Source organism: Thiococcus pfennigii, assembly GCF_016583835.1.
GTDB classification, from domain to species: Bacteria; Pseudomonadota; Gammaproteobacteria; order Chromatiales; family Chromatiaceae; genus Thiococcus; species Thiococcus pfennigii.
The window spans coordinates 12,628-28,570 of sequence record NZ_NRRW01000046.1; the positions used below are offsets into that span (position 1 = coordinate 12,628).

The 15,943-nt window shown below is 65.4% G+C and carries 22 protein-coding genes; all 22 read left to right on the forward strand.

Going from position 1 to position 15,943, the window contains the following annotated elements; all coding sequences use genetic code 11:
- Positions 1-35 precede the first annotated feature (35 nt).
- The 22 genes from CKO41_RS13610 (at position 36) to pufA (CKO41_RS13715) (ending at position 15,359) form a co-directional block, all read left to right on the forward strand.
- Positions 36-905: a polyprenyl synthetase family protein gene (locus tag CKO41_RS13610; RefSeq protein ID WP_200250996.1), complete on the forward strand. Its 870-nt coding sequence runs from the start codon at positions 36-38 to the stop codon at positions 903-905.
- Positions 906-1,060: 155 nt separating this feature from the next.
- Positions 1,061-2,182, forward strand: a complete 1,122-nt coding sequence (locus CKO41_RS13615) for a methyltransferase (protein WP_200382701.1) — start codon at positions 1,061-1,063, stop codon at positions 2,180-2,182.
- A gap of 115 nt (positions 2,183-2,297) precedes the next feature.
- Positions 2,298-3,239, forward strand: coding sequence for a chlorophyll synthesis pathway protein BchC (bchC, locus tag CKO41_RS13620; protein ID WP_200382702.1), 942 nt, complete (start codon positions 2,298-2,300; stop codon positions 3,237-3,239).
- Between the two features lie 101 nt (positions 3,240-3,340).
- Positions 3,341-4,261 (forward strand): chlorophyllide a reductase iron protein subunit X, encoded by a 921-nt coding sequence (locus CKO41_RS13625; RefSeq protein WP_200382708.1) that lies wholly within the window; start codon positions 3,341-3,343, stop codon positions 4,259-4,261.
- A gap of 151 nt (positions 4,262-4,412) precedes the next feature.
- Positions 4,413-5,753: a chlorophyllide a reductase subunit Y gene (gene bchY, locus CKO41_RS13630; protein ID WP_242464328.1), complete on the forward strand. Its 1,341-nt coding sequence runs from the start codon at positions 4,413-4,415 to the stop codon at positions 5,751-5,753.
- Positions 5,747-7,201 carry a chlorophyllide a reductase subunit Z gene (gene bchZ / locus CKO41_RS13635; protein ID WP_200251007.1) on the forward strand — a complete coding sequence of 485 codons (1,455 nt, stop codon included), beginning with the start codon at positions 5,747-5,749 and terminating at the stop codon, positions 7,199-7,201. Before bchY ends, bchZ begins: the two co-directional genes overlap by 7 nt.
- 185 nt (positions 7,202-7,386) lie before the next feature.
- Complete coding sequence (gene pufB, locus CKO41_RS13640) at positions 7,387-7,530, forward strand: light-harvesting antenna LH1, beta subunit (protein WP_015281813.1); 144 nt, start codon at positions 7,387-7,389, stop codon at positions 7,528-7,530.
- Between the two features lie 96 nt (positions 7,531-7,626).
- Positions 7,627-7,821: a light-harvesting antenna LH1, alpha subunit gene (pufA, locus tag CKO41_RS13645; protein ID WP_200251009.1), complete on the forward strand. Its 195-nt coding sequence runs from the start codon at positions 7,627-7,629 to the stop codon at positions 7,819-7,821.
- A gap of 370 nt (positions 7,822-8,191) precedes the next feature.
- Positions 8,192-8,335 (forward strand): light-harvesting antenna LH1, beta subunit, encoded by a 144-nt coding sequence (gene pufB, locus CKO41_RS13650; RefSeq protein ID WP_200251011.1) that lies wholly within the window; start codon positions 8,192-8,194, stop codon positions 8,333-8,335.
- 83 nt (positions 8,336-8,418) lie between these two features.
- Positions 8,419-8,652 (forward strand): light-harvesting antenna LH1, alpha subunit, encoded by a 234-nt coding sequence (gene pufA, locus CKO41_RS13655; RefSeq protein WP_200382704.1) that lies wholly within the window; start codon positions 8,419-8,421, stop codon positions 8,650-8,652.
- A gap of 219 nt (positions 8,653-8,871) precedes the next feature.
- Positions 8,872-9,714, forward strand: a complete 843-nt coding sequence (pufL, locus tag CKO41_RS13660) for a photosynthetic reaction center subunit L (protein WP_200382705.1) — start codon at positions 8,872-8,874, stop codon at positions 9,712-9,714.
- A gap of 10 nt (positions 9,715-9,724) precedes the next feature.
- Complete coding sequence (gene pufM / locus CKO41_RS13665; RefSeq protein ID WP_200251018.1) at positions 9,725-10,762, forward strand: photosynthetic reaction center subunit M; 1,038 nt, start codon at positions 9,725-9,727, stop codon at positions 10,760-10,762.
- The gene (pufC, locus tag CKO41_RS13670; RefSeq protein WP_200382706.1) at positions 10,759-11,832 is read left to right on the forward strand and encodes a photosynthetic reaction center cytochrome PufC; all 1,074 of its coding nucleotides are present in this window, start codon (positions 10,759-10,761) and stop codon (positions 11,830-11,832) included. The genes pufM and pufC overlap by 4 nt, the downstream gene beginning before the upstream one ends.
- Before the next feature lie 377 nt (positions 11,833-12,209).
- Positions 12,210-12,353 carry a light-harvesting antenna LH1, beta subunit gene (gene pufB / locus CKO41_RS13675; RefSeq protein WP_200251022.1) on the forward strand — a complete coding sequence of 48 codons (144 nt, stop codon included), beginning with the start codon at positions 12,210-12,212 and terminating at the stop codon, positions 12,351-12,353.
- Positions 12,354-12,446: 93 nt separating this feature from the next.
- Positions 12,447-12,641 carry a light-harvesting antenna LH1, alpha subunit gene (gene pufA, locus CKO41_RS13680; protein WP_200251026.1) on the forward strand — a complete coding sequence of 65 codons (195 nt, stop codon included), beginning with the start codon at positions 12,447-12,449 and terminating at the stop codon, positions 12,639-12,641.
- Positions 12,642-13,226: 585 nt separating this feature from the next.
- A complete protein-coding gene (gene pufB / locus CKO41_RS13685) occupies positions 13,227-13,373 on the forward strand; it encodes a light-harvesting antenna LH1, beta subunit (protein ID WP_200251029.1) in 147 nt (48 codons plus the stop codon).
- A gap of 90 nt (positions 13,374-13,463) precedes the next feature.
- Positions 13,464-13,658: a light-harvesting antenna LH1, alpha subunit gene (gene pufA, locus CKO41_RS13690; RefSeq protein WP_200251045.1), complete on the forward strand. Its 195-nt coding sequence runs from the start codon at positions 13,464-13,466 to the stop codon at positions 13,656-13,658.
- Between the two features lie 149 nt (positions 13,659-13,807).
- On the forward strand, positions 13,808-13,951 hold the full coding sequence (gene pufB / locus CKO41_RS13695) for a light-harvesting antenna LH1, beta subunit (RefSeq protein WP_015281810.1): 144 nt from the start codon (positions 13,808-13,810) through the stop codon (positions 13,949-13,951).
- Between the two features lie 85 nt (positions 13,952-14,036).
- Entirely contained in the window at positions 14,037-14,231 is a 195-nt protein-coding gene (gene pufA, locus CKO41_RS13700; RefSeq protein ID WP_200251047.1) for a light-harvesting antenna LH1, alpha subunit, read from the forward strand.
- Positions 14,232-14,589: 358 nt separating this feature from the next.
- Complete coding sequence (gene pufA / locus CKO41_RS13705; protein ID WP_200251049.1) at positions 14,590-14,784, forward strand: light-harvesting antenna LH1, alpha subunit; 195 nt, start codon at positions 14,590-14,592, stop codon at positions 14,782-14,784.
- A gap of 146 nt (positions 14,785-14,930) precedes the next feature.
- Complete coding sequence (gene pufB / locus CKO41_RS13710) at positions 14,931-15,074, forward strand: light-harvesting antenna LH1, beta subunit (RefSeq protein WP_015281810.1); 144 nt, start codon at positions 14,931-14,933, stop codon at positions 15,072-15,074.
- Positions 15,075-15,164: 90 nt separating this feature from the next.
- Positions 15,165-15,359, forward strand: a complete 195-nt coding sequence (gene pufA, locus CKO41_RS13715; RefSeq protein WP_200251050.1) for a light-harvesting antenna LH1, alpha subunit — start codon at positions 15,165-15,167, stop codon at positions 15,357-15,359.
- The last annotated feature ends 584 nt before the right edge of the window (positions 15,360-15,943 follow it).

The following is a 15,943-nucleotide window of genomic DNA, read 5'->3' on the forward strand; positions in this document are numbered from 1 at the left end:
ACGATTACAGTCTTGTATTGACTTCGGAGAGACGAATGGACGCTACGATGCGGATCGAGCAGGCCCTCACGGCCGCTGTCGCCGATGCCGAGGGGCCGCTCTGTCCGCCGCGTCTGGCGGCGGCCATCCGGTATGCCGTCTTCCCCGGCGGGGCGCGGGTTCGACCCCGGCTGGCGCTCGCCGTCGCCTGGGCCTGCGGCGACGACGCCCCGGCCGTCGCCGACGCGGCGGCCGTGGCGATCGAGTTGCTCCACTGTGCCTCGCTCGTCCACGACGACCTGCCCTGTTTCGACGACGCCCCGATCCGCCGCGGCAAGCCGTCGGTCCACAAGGCCTTCGGCGAGCGGCTCGCGGTGCTGGCCGGCGATGCCCTCATCGTGCTCGCGTTCGAGACGCTGGCGCGGCAGGTGGCGACCCGCCCGGAGCGCCTGGCGCCGTTGACGCTGATCGTCGGCCGTTCGGTCGGCATGACCTCGGGCATCATCGCCGGGCAGGCCTGGGAGTGCGAACCGCGCATCGTCCTCGCCGATTATCATCGCGCCAAGACCGCGGCCCTGTTCGCCGCCGCGACGGCCGCCGGGGCGGCGGCCGCCGGCGCCGATCCGGAGGCCTGGCGGACCTTCGGCGAGCGGCTCGGGGAGGCCTATCAGGTCGCCGACGACATCCGCGATGTCGCGGCCACGGCGGAAGACCTGGGCAAGCCGATCGGCCAGGATCAGACCCACGATCGCCCCAGCGCGGCGCGCGAACTCGGCCTCGCCGGTGCGGTCGCGCGGCTCGAGGAACTGGTCGCCGGGGCCGTCGCGGCCATCCCACCCTGTCCCGGGGCCGAGGATCTGCGCAAGCTGATCCGGGCCGAGGTTTTGCGGCTCCTCCCGAAGGAGCTTTCACGACGCGTCGCCTGAGGCGATCGACCCGCCTGCGCGATGGTTCGGGCATCAACGGCGTGCGCCTGGGTCCGGTCGGCGCGGTGTGAGCCGGGGCTGGCGACCGGGTCGCGCCATCGTCTTCGAGTCGTTTCGCAGGAAGGCCGTTCGTCTCGGCTTGCCAGGAGACCCCATTGGAAGCGCAATTGTCGTTGCTTGATCGTGCCCTCGCCGTACGCGACCGTCTGGTCGCCAGCCCGAAGTTCCAGCAGTGGGCCGCCGCGTTCCCGTTGACGCGTAGCATCGCCCGTCGTCGGGCGCGCGCCCTGTTCGATCTGGTCGCAGGGTTCGTCTATACGCAGACCCTCTTCGCCTGCGTGCGCCTGCGGTTGTTCGACAAGCTGGTCGACGGGCCGCGCCCCGTCGCCGAGTTGGCCGAGCAGATGTCGCTGTCCGACGATGCGGCCGAGCGTCTGCTGCGGGCCGCGGCGGCACTGGGATTGGCGCAGCGCCGCAGCAACGGGCACTACGGCCTCGGTGAACTGGGCGCGGCGCTGGTCGGGAATCCGGGGATCGCCGCGATGGTCGAGCACCACGCGATCCTCTATGCCGACCTCCACGACCCGGTCGCCCTGCTGCGCGGCGAGGCCAAGGACACCGAGATGGCCGGCTATTGGCCCTACGCCGCCGGTGGCGATACCAACGTGCTGGCCGCCGAGCGCCTCGCCGACTACAGCGCCCTGATGTCGGCCTCCCAGCCCCTGATCGCCGAAGATGTCCTGAACGCCTACCCGTTCGCGCAGCACAAGTGCCTGCTCGACGTCGGCGGCGGCGAGGGCACCTTCCTGATGGCCGCGGCGGCCCGGGCGCCGAACCTGCGCCTGATGCTCTTCGACCTGCCGGTCGTCGCCGAGCGGGGGCGCGCGCGGTTCGCGCAGGCCGGGCTGGCCGATCGGGCGCAGGCCCACGGCGGCGACATGCTCTGCGATCCGCTGCCGGTCGGGGCCGACATCATCTCGCTGGTGCGGGTCGTCCACGACCACGACGATCGTGGCGTCCTCAAGATCTTCAAGTCGGCCCGCGAGGCCCTGCCCGCGGACGGGACGCTCCTGGTCGCCGAGGCCATGTCCGGGACGCGTGGCGCCGAGCCGGTCGGCGATGCCTATTTCGGCTTCTATCTGCTCGCGATGGGGCGCGGCCGGTCGCGCACGCCCGAGGAGATCATCTCGCTGTTGCGCGAGGCGGGCTTCACTCGCCAGGAGGTCCTGAAGACCCGTCGGCCGATGCTCGCGAGGATCGTTGTCGCGCGGCCCTGACGGTCCTAGGTGTAAAACATGCTTGACATTCTTGCTAGTCAGGCTAGACTGACACCAGCGTGAAAACCATGGCGGAAAGCCGTTCGCCTCTCTGGGTCCCGGTCCTGTTGTGAATATGAATGCCATTGCCGTCGTCCTCGAGCAGCCGGAGCGTCTTACGCTGAAGCGGCTCGATTTGTCGCCCCCGGGCGACGAGGACGTGGTCGTCGATATCGACTGGAGCGGCATCAGTACCGGCACCGAGCGCCTCCTCTGGTCGGGGCGCATGCCGCACTTTCCGGGGATGGGCTATCCGTTGGTGCCAGGCTACGAATCGGTCGGTCGGGTGGTCTCGGCCGGGCCGAGGTCGGGGCGCGAGGAGGGGCAGCGCGTCTTCGTGCCGGGTGCGCGGTGTTTCGGCGAGATTAGGGGGCTCTTCGGCGGCGCGGCGTCGCGGCTGGTCGTGCCTGGGGGGCGGGTCGTGCCGATCGGCGACGATCTCGCCGAGCGGGGGATCCTGCTGGCCCTGGCGGCGACGGCGCATCACGCGCTGGCGGCCTGCACGTCGGGCGGTCCGGATCTGATCGTCGGTCACGGTGTGCTGGGGCGGCTGATCGCCCGGCTGGCCGTGGCCGAATGCCCCGCGGCGCCGACGGTCTGGGAGCGCAATCCGGTCCGGGCAGCCGGCGGCGAGGGCTATCGCGTCGTCGATCCGCAGGACGACCCGCGGCAGGACTATCGCTCGATCTGCGACGTCAGCGGCGACTCCGCGCTGCTCGATGGCCTGATCGCGCGACTCGCCCCGGGCGGCGAGGTCGTGCTGGCCGGCTTCTACGACGAGCCCCTGTCGTTCGCGTTCCCGCCGGCCTTCATGAAAGAGGTGCGGATCCGGGTGGCGGCCGAGTGGGCCGAGGCGGATCTGATCGCGGTCAAGGAAATGGTCGAAGGTGGCCGGTTATCGCTTGATGGCTTGATCACGCATCGGCAGGATGCGGCCCAGGCGGAGGCGGCCTACCAAACAGCCTTCACGGATCCGACGTGCCTGAAGATGGTATTGGATTGGAGGGGGGTTGCGTGAGCGTTTCCAGGGCCAATCTGGCGGCGGTGCGCAGCGTCTCGACGGGACGTACGGGTGGCGAGACATTGCGCGCGGTGCGCGCGAGCGAGAAGGTGGACTCTATGCCGGGCGCGGCCAAGCAGACCCAAGTCATCGCGATCTACGGCAAGGGGGGCATCGGCAAGAGCTTCACGCTGGCCAATCTCTCCTACACGATGGCGCAGCTCGGCAAGAAGGTCCTGCTGATCGGCTGCGACCCGAAGAGCGACACGACCACGCTGCTGTTCGGTGGGCGCGCCTGCCCGACGATCCTCGAGACGGCGGCGAAGAAGAAGGCCGCTGGCGAAGAGGTCGGGGTCGGGGACATCTGCTTCAAGCGCGACGGGGTCTTCGCGATGGAGCTCGGTGGGCCCGACGTCGGGCGTGGCTGTGGTGGGCGTGGCATCATCCACGGCTTCGAGCTCCTCGAGCGGCTCGGCTTCCACGAGTGGGACTTCGACTATGTCCTGCTCGATTTTCTCGGCGACGTGGTCTGCGGCGGCTTCGGTCTGCCGATCGCCCGCGACATGTGCCAGAAGGTCATCGTGGTCGGCTCCAACGACCTGCAATCCCTCTATGTGGCCAACAATGTCTGCTCCGCGGTCGAATACTTCCACCGGCTGGGGGGTAATGTCGGCGTCGCCGGGATCGTGATCAACAAGGACGATGGCACCGGGGAGGCGCAGGCCTTCGCAGCCGCCGCCGGGATCCCGGTCCTCGCGACCATCCCGGCCGACGAGGGGATTCGCCGGCGCAGCGCGAGCTACCAGATCGTCGGCGCCCCGGGCACCCAGTGGGGTGCGCTGTTCGAGGAGTTGGCGACGCAGGTCGCCGAGGCGCCGCCGATGCGTCCGCGGCCGCTGGGCCAGGAGGAGTTGCTCGATCTCTTCAAGGGCGACGCCGAGGCGCGGGCGGTCCCGCTGGAACCGGCGACACCGGAAGACATGTGCGGTGCGCCCCAGCCGGCGAAGCCGTCGCTCGAAGTCATCTACGATAACGTCTGAAGGCCTGAAGAGCCGCAATACGATGACCAACCCACGAGACCATCTACTCGCCGCCGCCCCGGGCCAGTCCGGTCGGGTTGGCGTGCCTGCGCCCGCGAGCGGTGCGCAGGGGATGGGCGCGGAAGGGGGTGCCTGTCACGGTGGTCGGTCGATGTCCCATCGGGCCGCGGGACCGCACGATCAGCCCCAGACGATGTGTCCGGCCTTCGGATCGCTGCGGGTCGGTCTGCGGATGCGGCGCACCGCGACGATCCTCGTCGGCTCGGGTTGCTGCGTCTACGGTCTTACGTTCACCTCGCATTTTTATGGCGCCCGGCGCACCGTCGGGTATGTGCCGTTCGATTCCGAGAGCCTGGTGTCCGGTCGACTCTTCGAGGACGTGCGCGCGGCGGTCGAGGAGTTGGCCGACCCCGAGCGCTACGACGCGATCGTCGTGACGAACCTCTGCGTACCGACGGCCTCGGGTGTGCCGCTGCGGCTGCTGCCGAAGGCGGTCAACGGGGTGCGGATCATCGGCATCGAGGTGCCGGGCTTCGGGGTCGGGACGCACGCCGAGGCGAAAGACATTCTGGCTGGGGCGATGCTCGGCTACGCGCGCGCGGAGGCCGAACAGGGGCCGGTACAGGCGCCGCGTCAAGGCGTCAGCGACCGACCGACGGTGACGCTGCTCGGGGAGTTGTTCCCGGGGGATCCGGTCGGTATCGGCACGATGTTGGAGCCGCTCGGGCTCGCGGTGGGGCCGATGGTCCCGACGCGGGAGTGGCGCGAGCTTTATGCCGCGCTGGACTGTGCGGTCGTGGCGGCGATCCATCCGCATTACCGGGCGGCCGTGCACGAGTTCGAGGCCGCGGGGCGCACTGTCGTCGGTTCGGCGCCGGTTGGCCACGACGGCACGGCGGCCTGGCTCGATGCGATCGGTGAGGCCTGCGGGGTGCCCCGAGCGCGTGTCGATGCGACGAAGGCCCGGCTCCTGCCGGCGATCCGCGCGGCGCTCGCTGATGCACCGATCAAGGGGCGCATCACGCTGTCGGGTTATGAGGGGTCCGAGCTGCTGGTCGCGCGACTGCTGGTGGAGAGCGGCGCCGACGTCCGCTATGTCGGGACGGCCTGTCCGCGCACGAGGTGGTCCGAGGTCGACCGGGAGTGGCTGGTCGCGCGGGGTGTGCATATCCAATACCGCGCCACGCTCGAAGACGACGAGGCGGCGATGCACGAATTCCGCCCGGACCTGGCCATCGTGACCCCGGCCGGGAACCCGAAGGCCAAGCGGATGCCGATCCCGGGGCTCTACTTCACGAATCTGATCTCCGCGCGGCCGCTGATGGGGGTCGCCGGCGCCGGGTCGCTGTCGCCGGTCATCAATGCGGCGATCGCGAGTCGGCCCCGCTACCAGGCGATGCACGCCTTCTTCGCCGGCGCCGAGGGCGACCGCGCGGTCGGTCGCGACGATCCCGCGGGCCGCGATGTCGTGATGGGGTCGGCGCGATGCTGATACGCGACCTCGATCGGGCCGGTGGTTACTGGGGCGCGGTCTACGCGTTCACGGCGGTCAAGGGCCTGCAGGTGATCATCGATGGCCCGGTCGGGTGCGAAGACCTGCCGGTGACGTCGGTCTTGCACTACACGGACGGTCTGTCGCCGGACGAACTGCCGATCGTCGTGACCGGGCTCGGCGAGGAGGAACTCGGGCGGCTCGGGACCGAGGAGGCGCTCAAGCGCGCCCATGCGACGCTCGATCCGGCGCTGCCCAGCGTCGTGCTGACGGGCTCGATCGCCGAGATGATCGGCGGGGGCGTCACGCCGGAGGGTCGCAACATCCGGCGGTTTCTCTCGCGGACGATCGACGAGGACCAGTGGCAGACCGCCGATCGGGCGCTGCGGTGGCTGTGGACCGAACATGGCGCGAAGAAGGCCGCCGCCGGGACCGCGAAAAAGGGCGTGCAACGACGGCCATTGGTCAATATCATCGGTCCGATGTATGGTTATTTTAACACCTGGTCCGATACCGCCGAGATTCGGCGCCTAGTCGAGGGGATCGGCGCCGAGGTGAACCTGGTCTTCCCGCTGGGGAGCCATCTGGAAGAGGTGTCGCGCCTCGCCGATGCGTCAGTGAACATCTGCATGTATCGGGAGTTCGGGCGCGGGCTGTGCGAGATCCTGGAACGGCCGTATTTGCAGGCACCGATCGGTCTGCACAGCACCACCCGGTTCCTGCGGAAGCTCGGTGAACTCCTGGGCCTGGATCCGGAGCCCTTCATCGAGCAGGAGAAGCAGACGACGATCAAACCGTTGTGGGACCTGTGGCGCTCGACGACGCAGGACTTCTTCGGCACCGCGAGCTTCGCGGTCGTCGCGACGGAGACCTATACGCGAGGGATCCGCCACTTTCTCGAGGACGAGATGGGGCTGCCCTGCCGCTTCGCCGTCGCGCGTAGCGCCGGGGTCAAGACCGACAACGACGAGGTACGTCGACTCGTTCAAGAGGCGACGCCGTTGGTGATGTTCGGCAGCTACAACGAACGGATGTACCTGGCCGAGATCGGGTCGCCGGCGATGTACATCGCCGCGTCGTTCCCGGGGACCATCGTGCGCCGCCACACAGGTACGCCGTTCATGGGGTATGCGGGCGCCACGTACGTCGTTCAAGAGGTCTGCAACGCGCTGTTCGACGCCCTGTTTCGCGTGCTTCCGCTCGGTGCCGATCTGGATCGGGTGGATGCGACCCCTTCGCGGCTGCACCAGGAATTGCCCTGGGACGACGAGGCGAAGGCGGCGCTCGACGAGATGCTGGAGGCCGATCCCGTGCTGGTCCGCATCTCGGTCGCGAAGCGCCTGCGCGACACGGCCGAGCAGGGGGCGCGGCAGGCCGGGGAGGAACGGGTCACGGTCGCCCGGGTGCGGCAGGCGAGGGCCTCGCTGAGGGGCGGCCGGGCGGCCTGATCGGGGAGTAGGTACAGGTACGGCGACGCCGTTTGGGGCTCGATGGGTCGCGTCACGCGGACGTCGAGAGAAGGATTCCGCCCGGGAAGCCGGGTAGGCTAACCGTCGTGGTCGAGAGATGCACGACGTTCTATGTCCCGCGGAGCGATTTGCGGGGCCGACATTGAAAACTGGAGGGTAAAACCATGGCCGAGAAGTACAACCTGACTGGTTTGTCCGACGAAGAGGCGAAGGAGTTCCACAGCATCTTCATGCCGAGCATGTACGGCTGGTTCACGCTGGTCGTCATGGCCCACGTCCTGACGCACCTGCGCTTCCCCTGGATCTGATGGATCTGAACGCCGGGTGATCATTTTCGCGATGGTTACCGGCGGTGAGGGTTGCTGAACTCGATCCGTCCCGCTTCAAGTAAGAGGAGATAACTTATGTACAAACTCTGGCAGATTCTGGATCCGCGCCAAGTTCTGATCGCCATCACGGTGTTCCTGATCCCGCTGGGCCTGCTCATTCATTTCCTGCTGCTCGCCACCGAGGATCTGAACTGGCACGAAGACGGTCGCCCGATCCCGTTCAAGGCGGCGGCGGCTTACGACCGCTCGCAGGAAGGCCTCCCTTATTGACGGATTGCGCTCGTTCGCGTTGCCCAGACGGCGGGGTGGGGCGCTCGATTGACTTCACCCCGGCCGTGGAGATCGGCCGACCATGAGGGTCGCGCTGCGGTGCAAAAGGATGGCCCGCGAGGAAAAGATGCGATGGCATTGATCCTGGTCTGGGCGCACCCTTGAAAAGAGGGCGCAGACGGCGACAATAGGGCCGGTCCATCCGGCGTACGCGCCGGGCGAAGGCAGGGCTGCATAGATTGCGAGAGAGCTTGTTCGGTAGGGCACCGAAGGGACTCGGCGGTGACACGAATTTGCGTGAGGATTCCGACCCTGCCTCGTGGCGACGAAATTGGGCTTTAGGGCTGATAGAAATCTGGAGGGTTAATACATGGCTGAGAACTACAACCTGACCGGTCTGACAGACGAAGAGGCGAAGGAGTTCCACAGCATCTTCATGCCGAGCATGTATGGCTGGTTTACGCTGGTGGTGATGGCTCACGTCCTTACCCATCTTCGGTTCCCCTGGATCTAATGGTTGCCGTGCTCGCCGTCACTAGTCTGATGGTATGAACACGGCGGCCGAGTAAACCTGACTACGGTAAAGGAGAGCAATCGATGAACACTATGATGACGAAAAGCGGCCCGCAGGCGGGTACGTGGCAGATCTGGAAGATCTTGGATCCGGCCCGCACGCTGTGGGCGCTGACCTGGTTCTTGATCGTGCTCGGTCTGCTGATTCATATTCTCCTGCTCAAGTCGGACGACCTGAACTGGCACACCGATGGTCGGCCGGTCCCGTTCAAGGACGCGGCGGCTTACAAGCGCGCTCAAGCTGGTCTCCCGTACTGAGTATTTGGGGCAGAATGTGCCGGGGATTTGCGGTGGTGCGTTCCGAGTCGGGGCCAGGTTCAGGTTCGTCTCGTGACGGCTCGGCGGGGTAACGGAATCGAGCTCCGCTGACGCAGACTGGAAATGAGATGACGATGAAGTTCGATCGACTTCGCCGCAGCCGGCAGCGCTAAGAGGAGGCAGCCACCGCGGTCGCCTTCGCAGCAGAGGAATTTCACAATGGCCATGCTCAGTTTTGAGAAGAAGTATCGAGTACGAGGGGGGACCCTGATCGCGGGTAACGCCTTCGACTTTTGGGTGGGTCCGTTCTACGTCGGATTTTTCGGCATTACGACCATCCTATTCGTTTTGACCGGTATCTTTTTGATCGTCGTCGGTGCGGTCTACAGTTGGCCTGAGGTCGGGCCCGCGCCGAACATCTTCCAGATCAATATCGCTCCGCCGGACATCAGTTACGGGCTGCTCCAGATTCCGCCGTTCGGCGAGGGTCTGGTCTGGCAGCTGATCACCATCTGCGCGGCGGGCGCCTTCATCTCGTGGGCACTGCGCGAGGTGGAGATCGCCCGGAAGCTCGGCATCGGCTACCACATCCCGATCGCCTTCAGCTTCGCGATCTTCGCGTACCTGGCGGCCACGGTCATCCGGCCGATCCTGCTGGGGTCCTGGGGTCATGGTTTGACCTACGGTATCCTCGGGCACCTGGACTGGACCAATAACATCGGCTTCCAGCAGCTGAACTACCACTATCACCCCGGGCACATGCTGGCCATCTCGTTCTTCTTCGCCAGCGCCTTCGCCCTGTCGTTGCACGGCGGTATCATCCTCTCGGTGACCAACCCGAAGAAGGGTGAGGTGGTCAAGACCGCGGAGCACGAGAACACCTTCTTCCGCGATGTTCTGGGCTACTCGATCGGCGCCCTCGGCATCCATCGCCTCGGTCTGTTCCTGGCGCTGAGTGCTGGCTTCTGGTGTGCCGTCCTCGACTTCACGACAGGGACTTTCTGGACTCGGCCGTGGCCAGAATGGTGGACTTGGTGGCTGAAGTTCCCGTGGTGGTCTTAAGGAGACGACAATGCCTCAATATTTCAACATCTTCACGCGACTGCAGGTGCGGGCGCCGGCCTATGACGGCGTGCCGCTGCCGAAGGGCCGATTGCCGCGTATCGGAAAGGGCGTCTTCCCGTCGTATTGGCTCGGCAAGATCGGCGACACGCAGATCGGCCCGATCTACCTCGGCTTCTGGGGCATCTTGTCGCTGATGTCGGGCTTTCTGGCCTTCCTGATGGTCGGCATCGGCATGCTGGCGTCGGTGAGCTGGAACCCGCTTCACTTCTTCAAGTACTTCCCGTGGCTCGCGCTGGAGCCGCCGCCGGCCCACTACGGCCTGCACATTCCGCCGCTGTGGGATGGGGGCATGTGGCTGATCGCCGGGTTCTTCTTCACGCTGGCGTTCCTGGCGTGGTGGATCCGGGTCTATGTCCGGGCGCGTGACCTCGGCATGGGTACGCACGTCGCCTGGGGCTTCGCCGCCGCGATCTGGTTCTTCCTGAACCTCGGTTTCTTCCGCCCGATCCTGATGGGGAGCTGGTCGGAAGGCGTGCCGATGGGCTGGTTCCCGCATCTCGATTGGCTGACCGGTCTGTCGCTGGCCTACGGTAACTTCTATTACAACCCGTTCCACATGCTGGGCATCGGGTTCATGTACGGCTCGGCGCTGCTCTGGGCGATGCACGGCGGTACGATCCTCGCCGTCAGCCGCTTCGGTGGTGACCGAGAGATCGACCAGATCGTCGATCGTGGTACGGCGGCCGAGCGTGCAGCCCTGTTCTGGCGCTGGACGATGGGCTGGAACGCCTCGATGGAGTCGATCCACCGCTGGGGCTTCTGGTTCGCCACCTGCATGATGATCACTGGTGGCTTCGCAGTCGGCCTGACGGGTACCTACGTCGACAACTGGCATCGTTGGGCAGAGAAGCATCACTTCGCTCCGGTCTATCCTGGCACCGGTGTGCGTGATCCTGCCGCGGCTGCCGCTGGTGATGAAGGCAACTGGCGGGTCTATCCGTATCTGCCTGCCGATGCGGCCGCGACGGAGGGGGTTGAGCAATGAAGATTGGAACTCGGAAGGTACTTGCACTGGCCGCCATCGGCGCCTCGGCGCTGATCGTGAGCGGTTGCGACTACACGGAGAACCTCCCGTTCGAGTGGCCGGTCGGCCACATCAGCGAGGAACTCGGTGCGCCCGGTCTCGGGATGCAGTGGATCAAGAACCGCTCGCATTGGGAAGAGAAGATTGCGGCGAACGACATCGTTCCCGAGCCGCAGCCGGCAGCTAGCCAGGACGGTCCGCCCGCGTCGGCGGTGTACCAGAACGTCCCGGTGCTCGGTCACCTGAGCATCGGTGAGTTCAACCGCCTCATGGTCTCGATGACGGAGTGGGTGGCGCCGGAAGAGGGCTGCACCTACTGCCATCTGCCCGACTCGATGGCGGCGGAGGCCCCGTATACCAAGATGGTTGCGCGTCAGATGCTGAAGATGACGATGCACACCAACGAGGCCTGGCAGAAGCACGTCGCGGATACGGGCGTGACCTGTTTCACGTGCCATCGCGGCAAGCCGGTGCCTGACTACACCTGGTCGAAGGTCAAGGAGCGCTCGATCCCGTCGAAGATGGCGCCGTTGGGCCAGAACCTCCCGTCGTGGGCTACGGCCATGTCGGCGCTGCCGTACGATCCGATGTCGCTGTTCCTCGAAGGGGATCGCGAGATCCGTGTCACGGGGCCGGAGGCATTGCCGATCAACAAGCGGCGCGTGATGACGAAGGCGGGCGAAGACACGTTCGCGCTGATGTTCTACATCTCCAAGTCCCTCGGCGTCGGCTGCGTCTACTGCCACGATGCGCGGGCGTTCGAGCGCTGGGACTTCAGCCGTCCGCCGCGCGTGACCGCGTACTATGCGATCCGGCACGTGCGTGAGATCAACAACGAGTACATCAACCCGTTGCTCGATCTCCTGCCGGCGAATCGCAAGGGCCCGATGGGCGATGCGCTGAAGGTGGGCTGCGCGACTTGCCACCAGGAAGTGTACAAGCCGCTGTTCGGTGCCAAGATGCTGGCCGACTACCCGTCGCTGGCGACGAGCGGCAAGAAGGACGAGCAAGTCGCGGCCGCCGCGGAGTAATTCCGCGGGTCGAATCGTGATGGATCTCGTCGGTCACGGAAGGCAACGAGCAGTCACGGCCGGGACTCGATTGCGCGCATGCAGATGCACGGCCACAGCAGGGTCGGCAGACCCAGCGCAGGGAGTCGGTGATCGAGTCCGGTCGTGGCGTTCGGCGGTGCAGGGACGGACCAACGATAGGCTTAGTAGATGTTTGTTGTGGGCTTGTTCGGCAGGGCCGGCGATCGGCCCCCCGGATTGGCCTTGGGTAAGCAGATTCGCGTGACGGTGTCAGGTGGCGTCAGAAGCTAGCGGGGTACCGGCACGGCGATCTCCTTCCGCGGGGGAAAACGCGGTAACGGCCGTGAGGCCAAATTTGAAAACTGGAGGGTAATTCCATGGCTGAAAACTACAACCTGACCGGCTTGAGCGACGCAGAGGCGAAGGAGTTCCACAGCATCTTCATGCCGAGCATGTATGGCTGGTTCACGTTGGTCGTGATGGCTCATGTCCTGACGCACCTTCGGTTCCCCTGGATCTAAGGGCCAGCGAGCCAATTGCTGCATTTCGCCTTTTTTTGAAGGGATCAGCACCCTAGTCGGTGAGTCCCGATAACTTCGATTTGGAGAATACTCATGCACAAGATCTGGCAAGTGATGGATCCGCGCGCAACCCTGTCCGCGATCGCCGTTTTCTTGGTCTTCCTGGGTCTGCTGATCCACGCCGGTCTTCTGAGCACCACCGACCTGAACTGGTGGGAAGATGGCCGTCCGGCCCCGCTGAAGGCCCGTGCGGCGTACGAGCGCGCCCAGGCCGGCCTCGGCTACTAAGGCGAGAGGACGGTACGCCGAGAAAGGCATCGGAACACGCGTTGCTGCGGCGACGCGTGGTTCCGTCGAGCTAGTCGGCTCGGGTGCCTTGTAGGGTGACCGGATACGGCGCTGCGAATCTTTTTCGTCGCTCTCGTGCAGGGGTGCGGCCGGTCGCCGGCCGGGTGCATCGCCGGAGGGGGGCGAAATCGACTGGAGTAGGGCCAACAGTGCCCGAGGTGGGCGGCGGCGGCGTGTGTCATGGCGCAGATCCTTGGTCTGCGGCCGAGGGCGGGAATCGACGCCGTCCGCCGCCTTTGTTCGAGGTGCGACTTCCAGCTGTCAATGACACGACAGCCGTTCCGACGCCGGCACACGATCTCCGCCCCCGGCGCGCTTCGGGGGTGAAAGATTGGGGCGAGAGGTGGCAGAACAACGAGACCCTGCCGAGAGGTGCGATGCGGCCTCAGGTTGGCCGTGACGCTCGGCGGAGATGGCGGGCGTGACGTTGACGAGACAAAACTCGGCTTCCGGGTGTGTTCGATACGAGAGCCGACTGTGGCGCCTGGGGGCGAAACCAGGTTCAACGAGCTAGAGGAATAGTCTATGGCCGACCAAAAATATAACTTGACAGGGTTGTCGGATGATGAGGCAAAAGAATTCCATAGCATCTTTATGCCGAGCATGTACGGATGGTTTACTCTGGTCGTTATGGCGCATGTCCTGACTCATCTGCGATTCCCCTGGATCTGACGTAGCTGGGCCTCCGGGATCCGAGGGTCGGTGGCGCAGCCTGGTGGCTGCCGACCGGATTCCCACGTAAGAACGTTTAGGAGAGACCTGATGTATAAACTGTGGTTGATTTTGGACCCGCGACGCACTTTGGCGGCGATCATGGCATTTCTGATCCTGCTAGGGTTGCTAATTCATCTGCTTTTGCTCGCGACCGTTGACCTCAACTGGCACGAGGACGGCCGGCCGATCCCGCTGAAGGCGGCGGCGGCGTACGAGCGTTCGCAGTCCGGGTTGCCGTACTGAGCGGCGCGGTTGGGCAGCAAAGAAATCAGGGTCGGTGGCTATCGGCGTGCCGGTAGAAGCGATCCTCGTGGCCTCGGCGCCCGTGCTTTGATTGCCTGAAAGAATCACGCGTCCTTACAACGCGATGGTTGAATCTCTGGAGGTAACCAATGGCTGAAAACTACAACTTGACCGGCCTGTCCGACGAAGAGGCGAAGGAGTTCCACAGCATCTTCATGCCGAGCATGTACGGTTGGTTCACTCTGGTCGTGATGGCGCATGTCCTGACGCACCTTAGATTCCCCTGGATCTAGGCGGCCAGCGACGTCTTGTCGGGCGGGCCGAGCCACAAGGCGCGGGGCTCGACAATCAGCGCGGAAATAGGTTTGGGAGATTACTATGTACAAGCTTTGGCAGATTCTGGATCCACGGGGCATCCTGTTGCTGATAGCTGTGTTCCAGATCGCGGTTGGTCTGCTGATTCACATTCTGCTATTGAGCACACAAGACCTCAACTGGTGGGAAGACGGGCGTCCGGCGCCCCTGAAGGCGGCCGCGGCCTACGAGCGGTCGGAGGCAGGACTGCCTTATTGAGGCGGGCCGATCCTTCGGTACTCCTGGGAGCGGACTGCTCGTCGGGCGATGCCCTGCCGCAGCGCGATGATATGCCGTTGAAGGCAACTTGCGGGCGGACTCGGATAGATGGGCTGCTCGCTGTCGCTCGACGCTGACCGGTCGCGCGAAGCCGGCGAAGCGGTCAGGGGGCGATGGGTCGCACGTTGCTGACGGCACGGCGAGGGCCTTCCGGCTGGTCGCCCCATGGACATGGCGGGCAGGCCGGTGCGCAAGGCAGTCGACGGGTACCGCAGGCCGCAACGGTGGCGGTGCGCGCGGCGGATGTGTCACGTTGGCCCGGCGCAGGCGCTTGTTGAGAACAGAGAGGATACACGTTATGTACAAACTTTGGTTGCTGACGAAGCCAGGTGAGACGCTGGTTGCAATCTTCATATTGCAAGTCGCCCTCGGCCTGCTGATTCATGGGCTCCTTTTGACGACGACCGATCTGAACTGGTGGGAAGACGGCCGGCCGATCCCGTTCCCGGAAGCGGCCGCCTATGAGAGGTCGCAGGCCGGCCTGCCGTACTAGGCGCGGTCGGACGGTCGGCGGGCGCGCGCGAGCGGGCCGAACGGCACTGAAGCAGGCGCGGGAGGCGGTGCGTCGTACGCGGCCGCGGCAAGCGCCAATTAGAGATTGATTTCACGGCCAAAAGGCCACTTACCGGAGGTAGACACATGGCTGAGAACTACAACCTGACGGGTCTTTCTGACGAAGAGGCCAAGGAATTCCACAGCATCTTCATGCCGAGCATGTATGGCTGGTTCACCCTGGTCGTCATGGCTCACGTTCTGACGCATCTTCGGTTCCCCTGGATCTGATCGCGGCCGCGTGAGACGATCCTTGCAGAACGGCATTGCGTGAAGTCCCGGTCGGGTAACTTCTACGCGACGAGCATAGGAGAGAGTTTTATGTACAAAATCTGGAAGGTCATGGATCCGCGCAGCACCCTGCTCGCGATCTTCGTGTTCCTCGTTCTTCTCGGTGTGACCATCCACTTCGGGCTGCTGTCGACGGAAGATCTCGATTGGCATTCCGACGGTCGTCCGGCTCCGCTGGTCGAGCGGGCCGCGTTCCTGCGCGCCCAGGCTGGCCTGCCGTACTGAGGCGCCTTCGCGGCGTCACGTATGTCGAAGCCGTCCGACGCGATCGTTTGGTTCCAAAGAGATGTAGGCGGATCGCGCTGTATACAGGTCGTACCTCGAACATGAACTGACAGCGTGCAGTGCTGAATTGGGACGGACGAAGAAAGGGGCCGGGAAACGATTTCCGGCCCCTTTTTTATTTGCGCGCCCGGATTGCGGTGCCGGGTGACGCCCCGCCGGGGCTTGCATCGCCGCCCGGGGCGCCCCGACCGGGCGCCGTCGCAGCCGGGCTGCCGGGGATCGACATCGCCCGGATCGCCGGCACGGGTCGCCGGCGCGCGCGCCTGCCCGCGCAGGCTAGTGCAGCACTTCAGAAATCCCGAGGCTGTTCGTTGTCGTTGTCCTGATCGTAGTCCGATCGTCGATTACGACAACGATAGTCGTTGGAGGTGGTCTCGGAACATCCGCACTGCTGTACTAGTCGTCGAACGGCGTCCCGCGCTGGCGTTTGGTCGCGGCGCGCTGACGCTTGCCGGCGAGGCGTCGCTCCTTCGCCGCGCGGGTCGGGCGGGTCGGCTTGCGCGGGGTCGGGGCGCGGCCGGCGC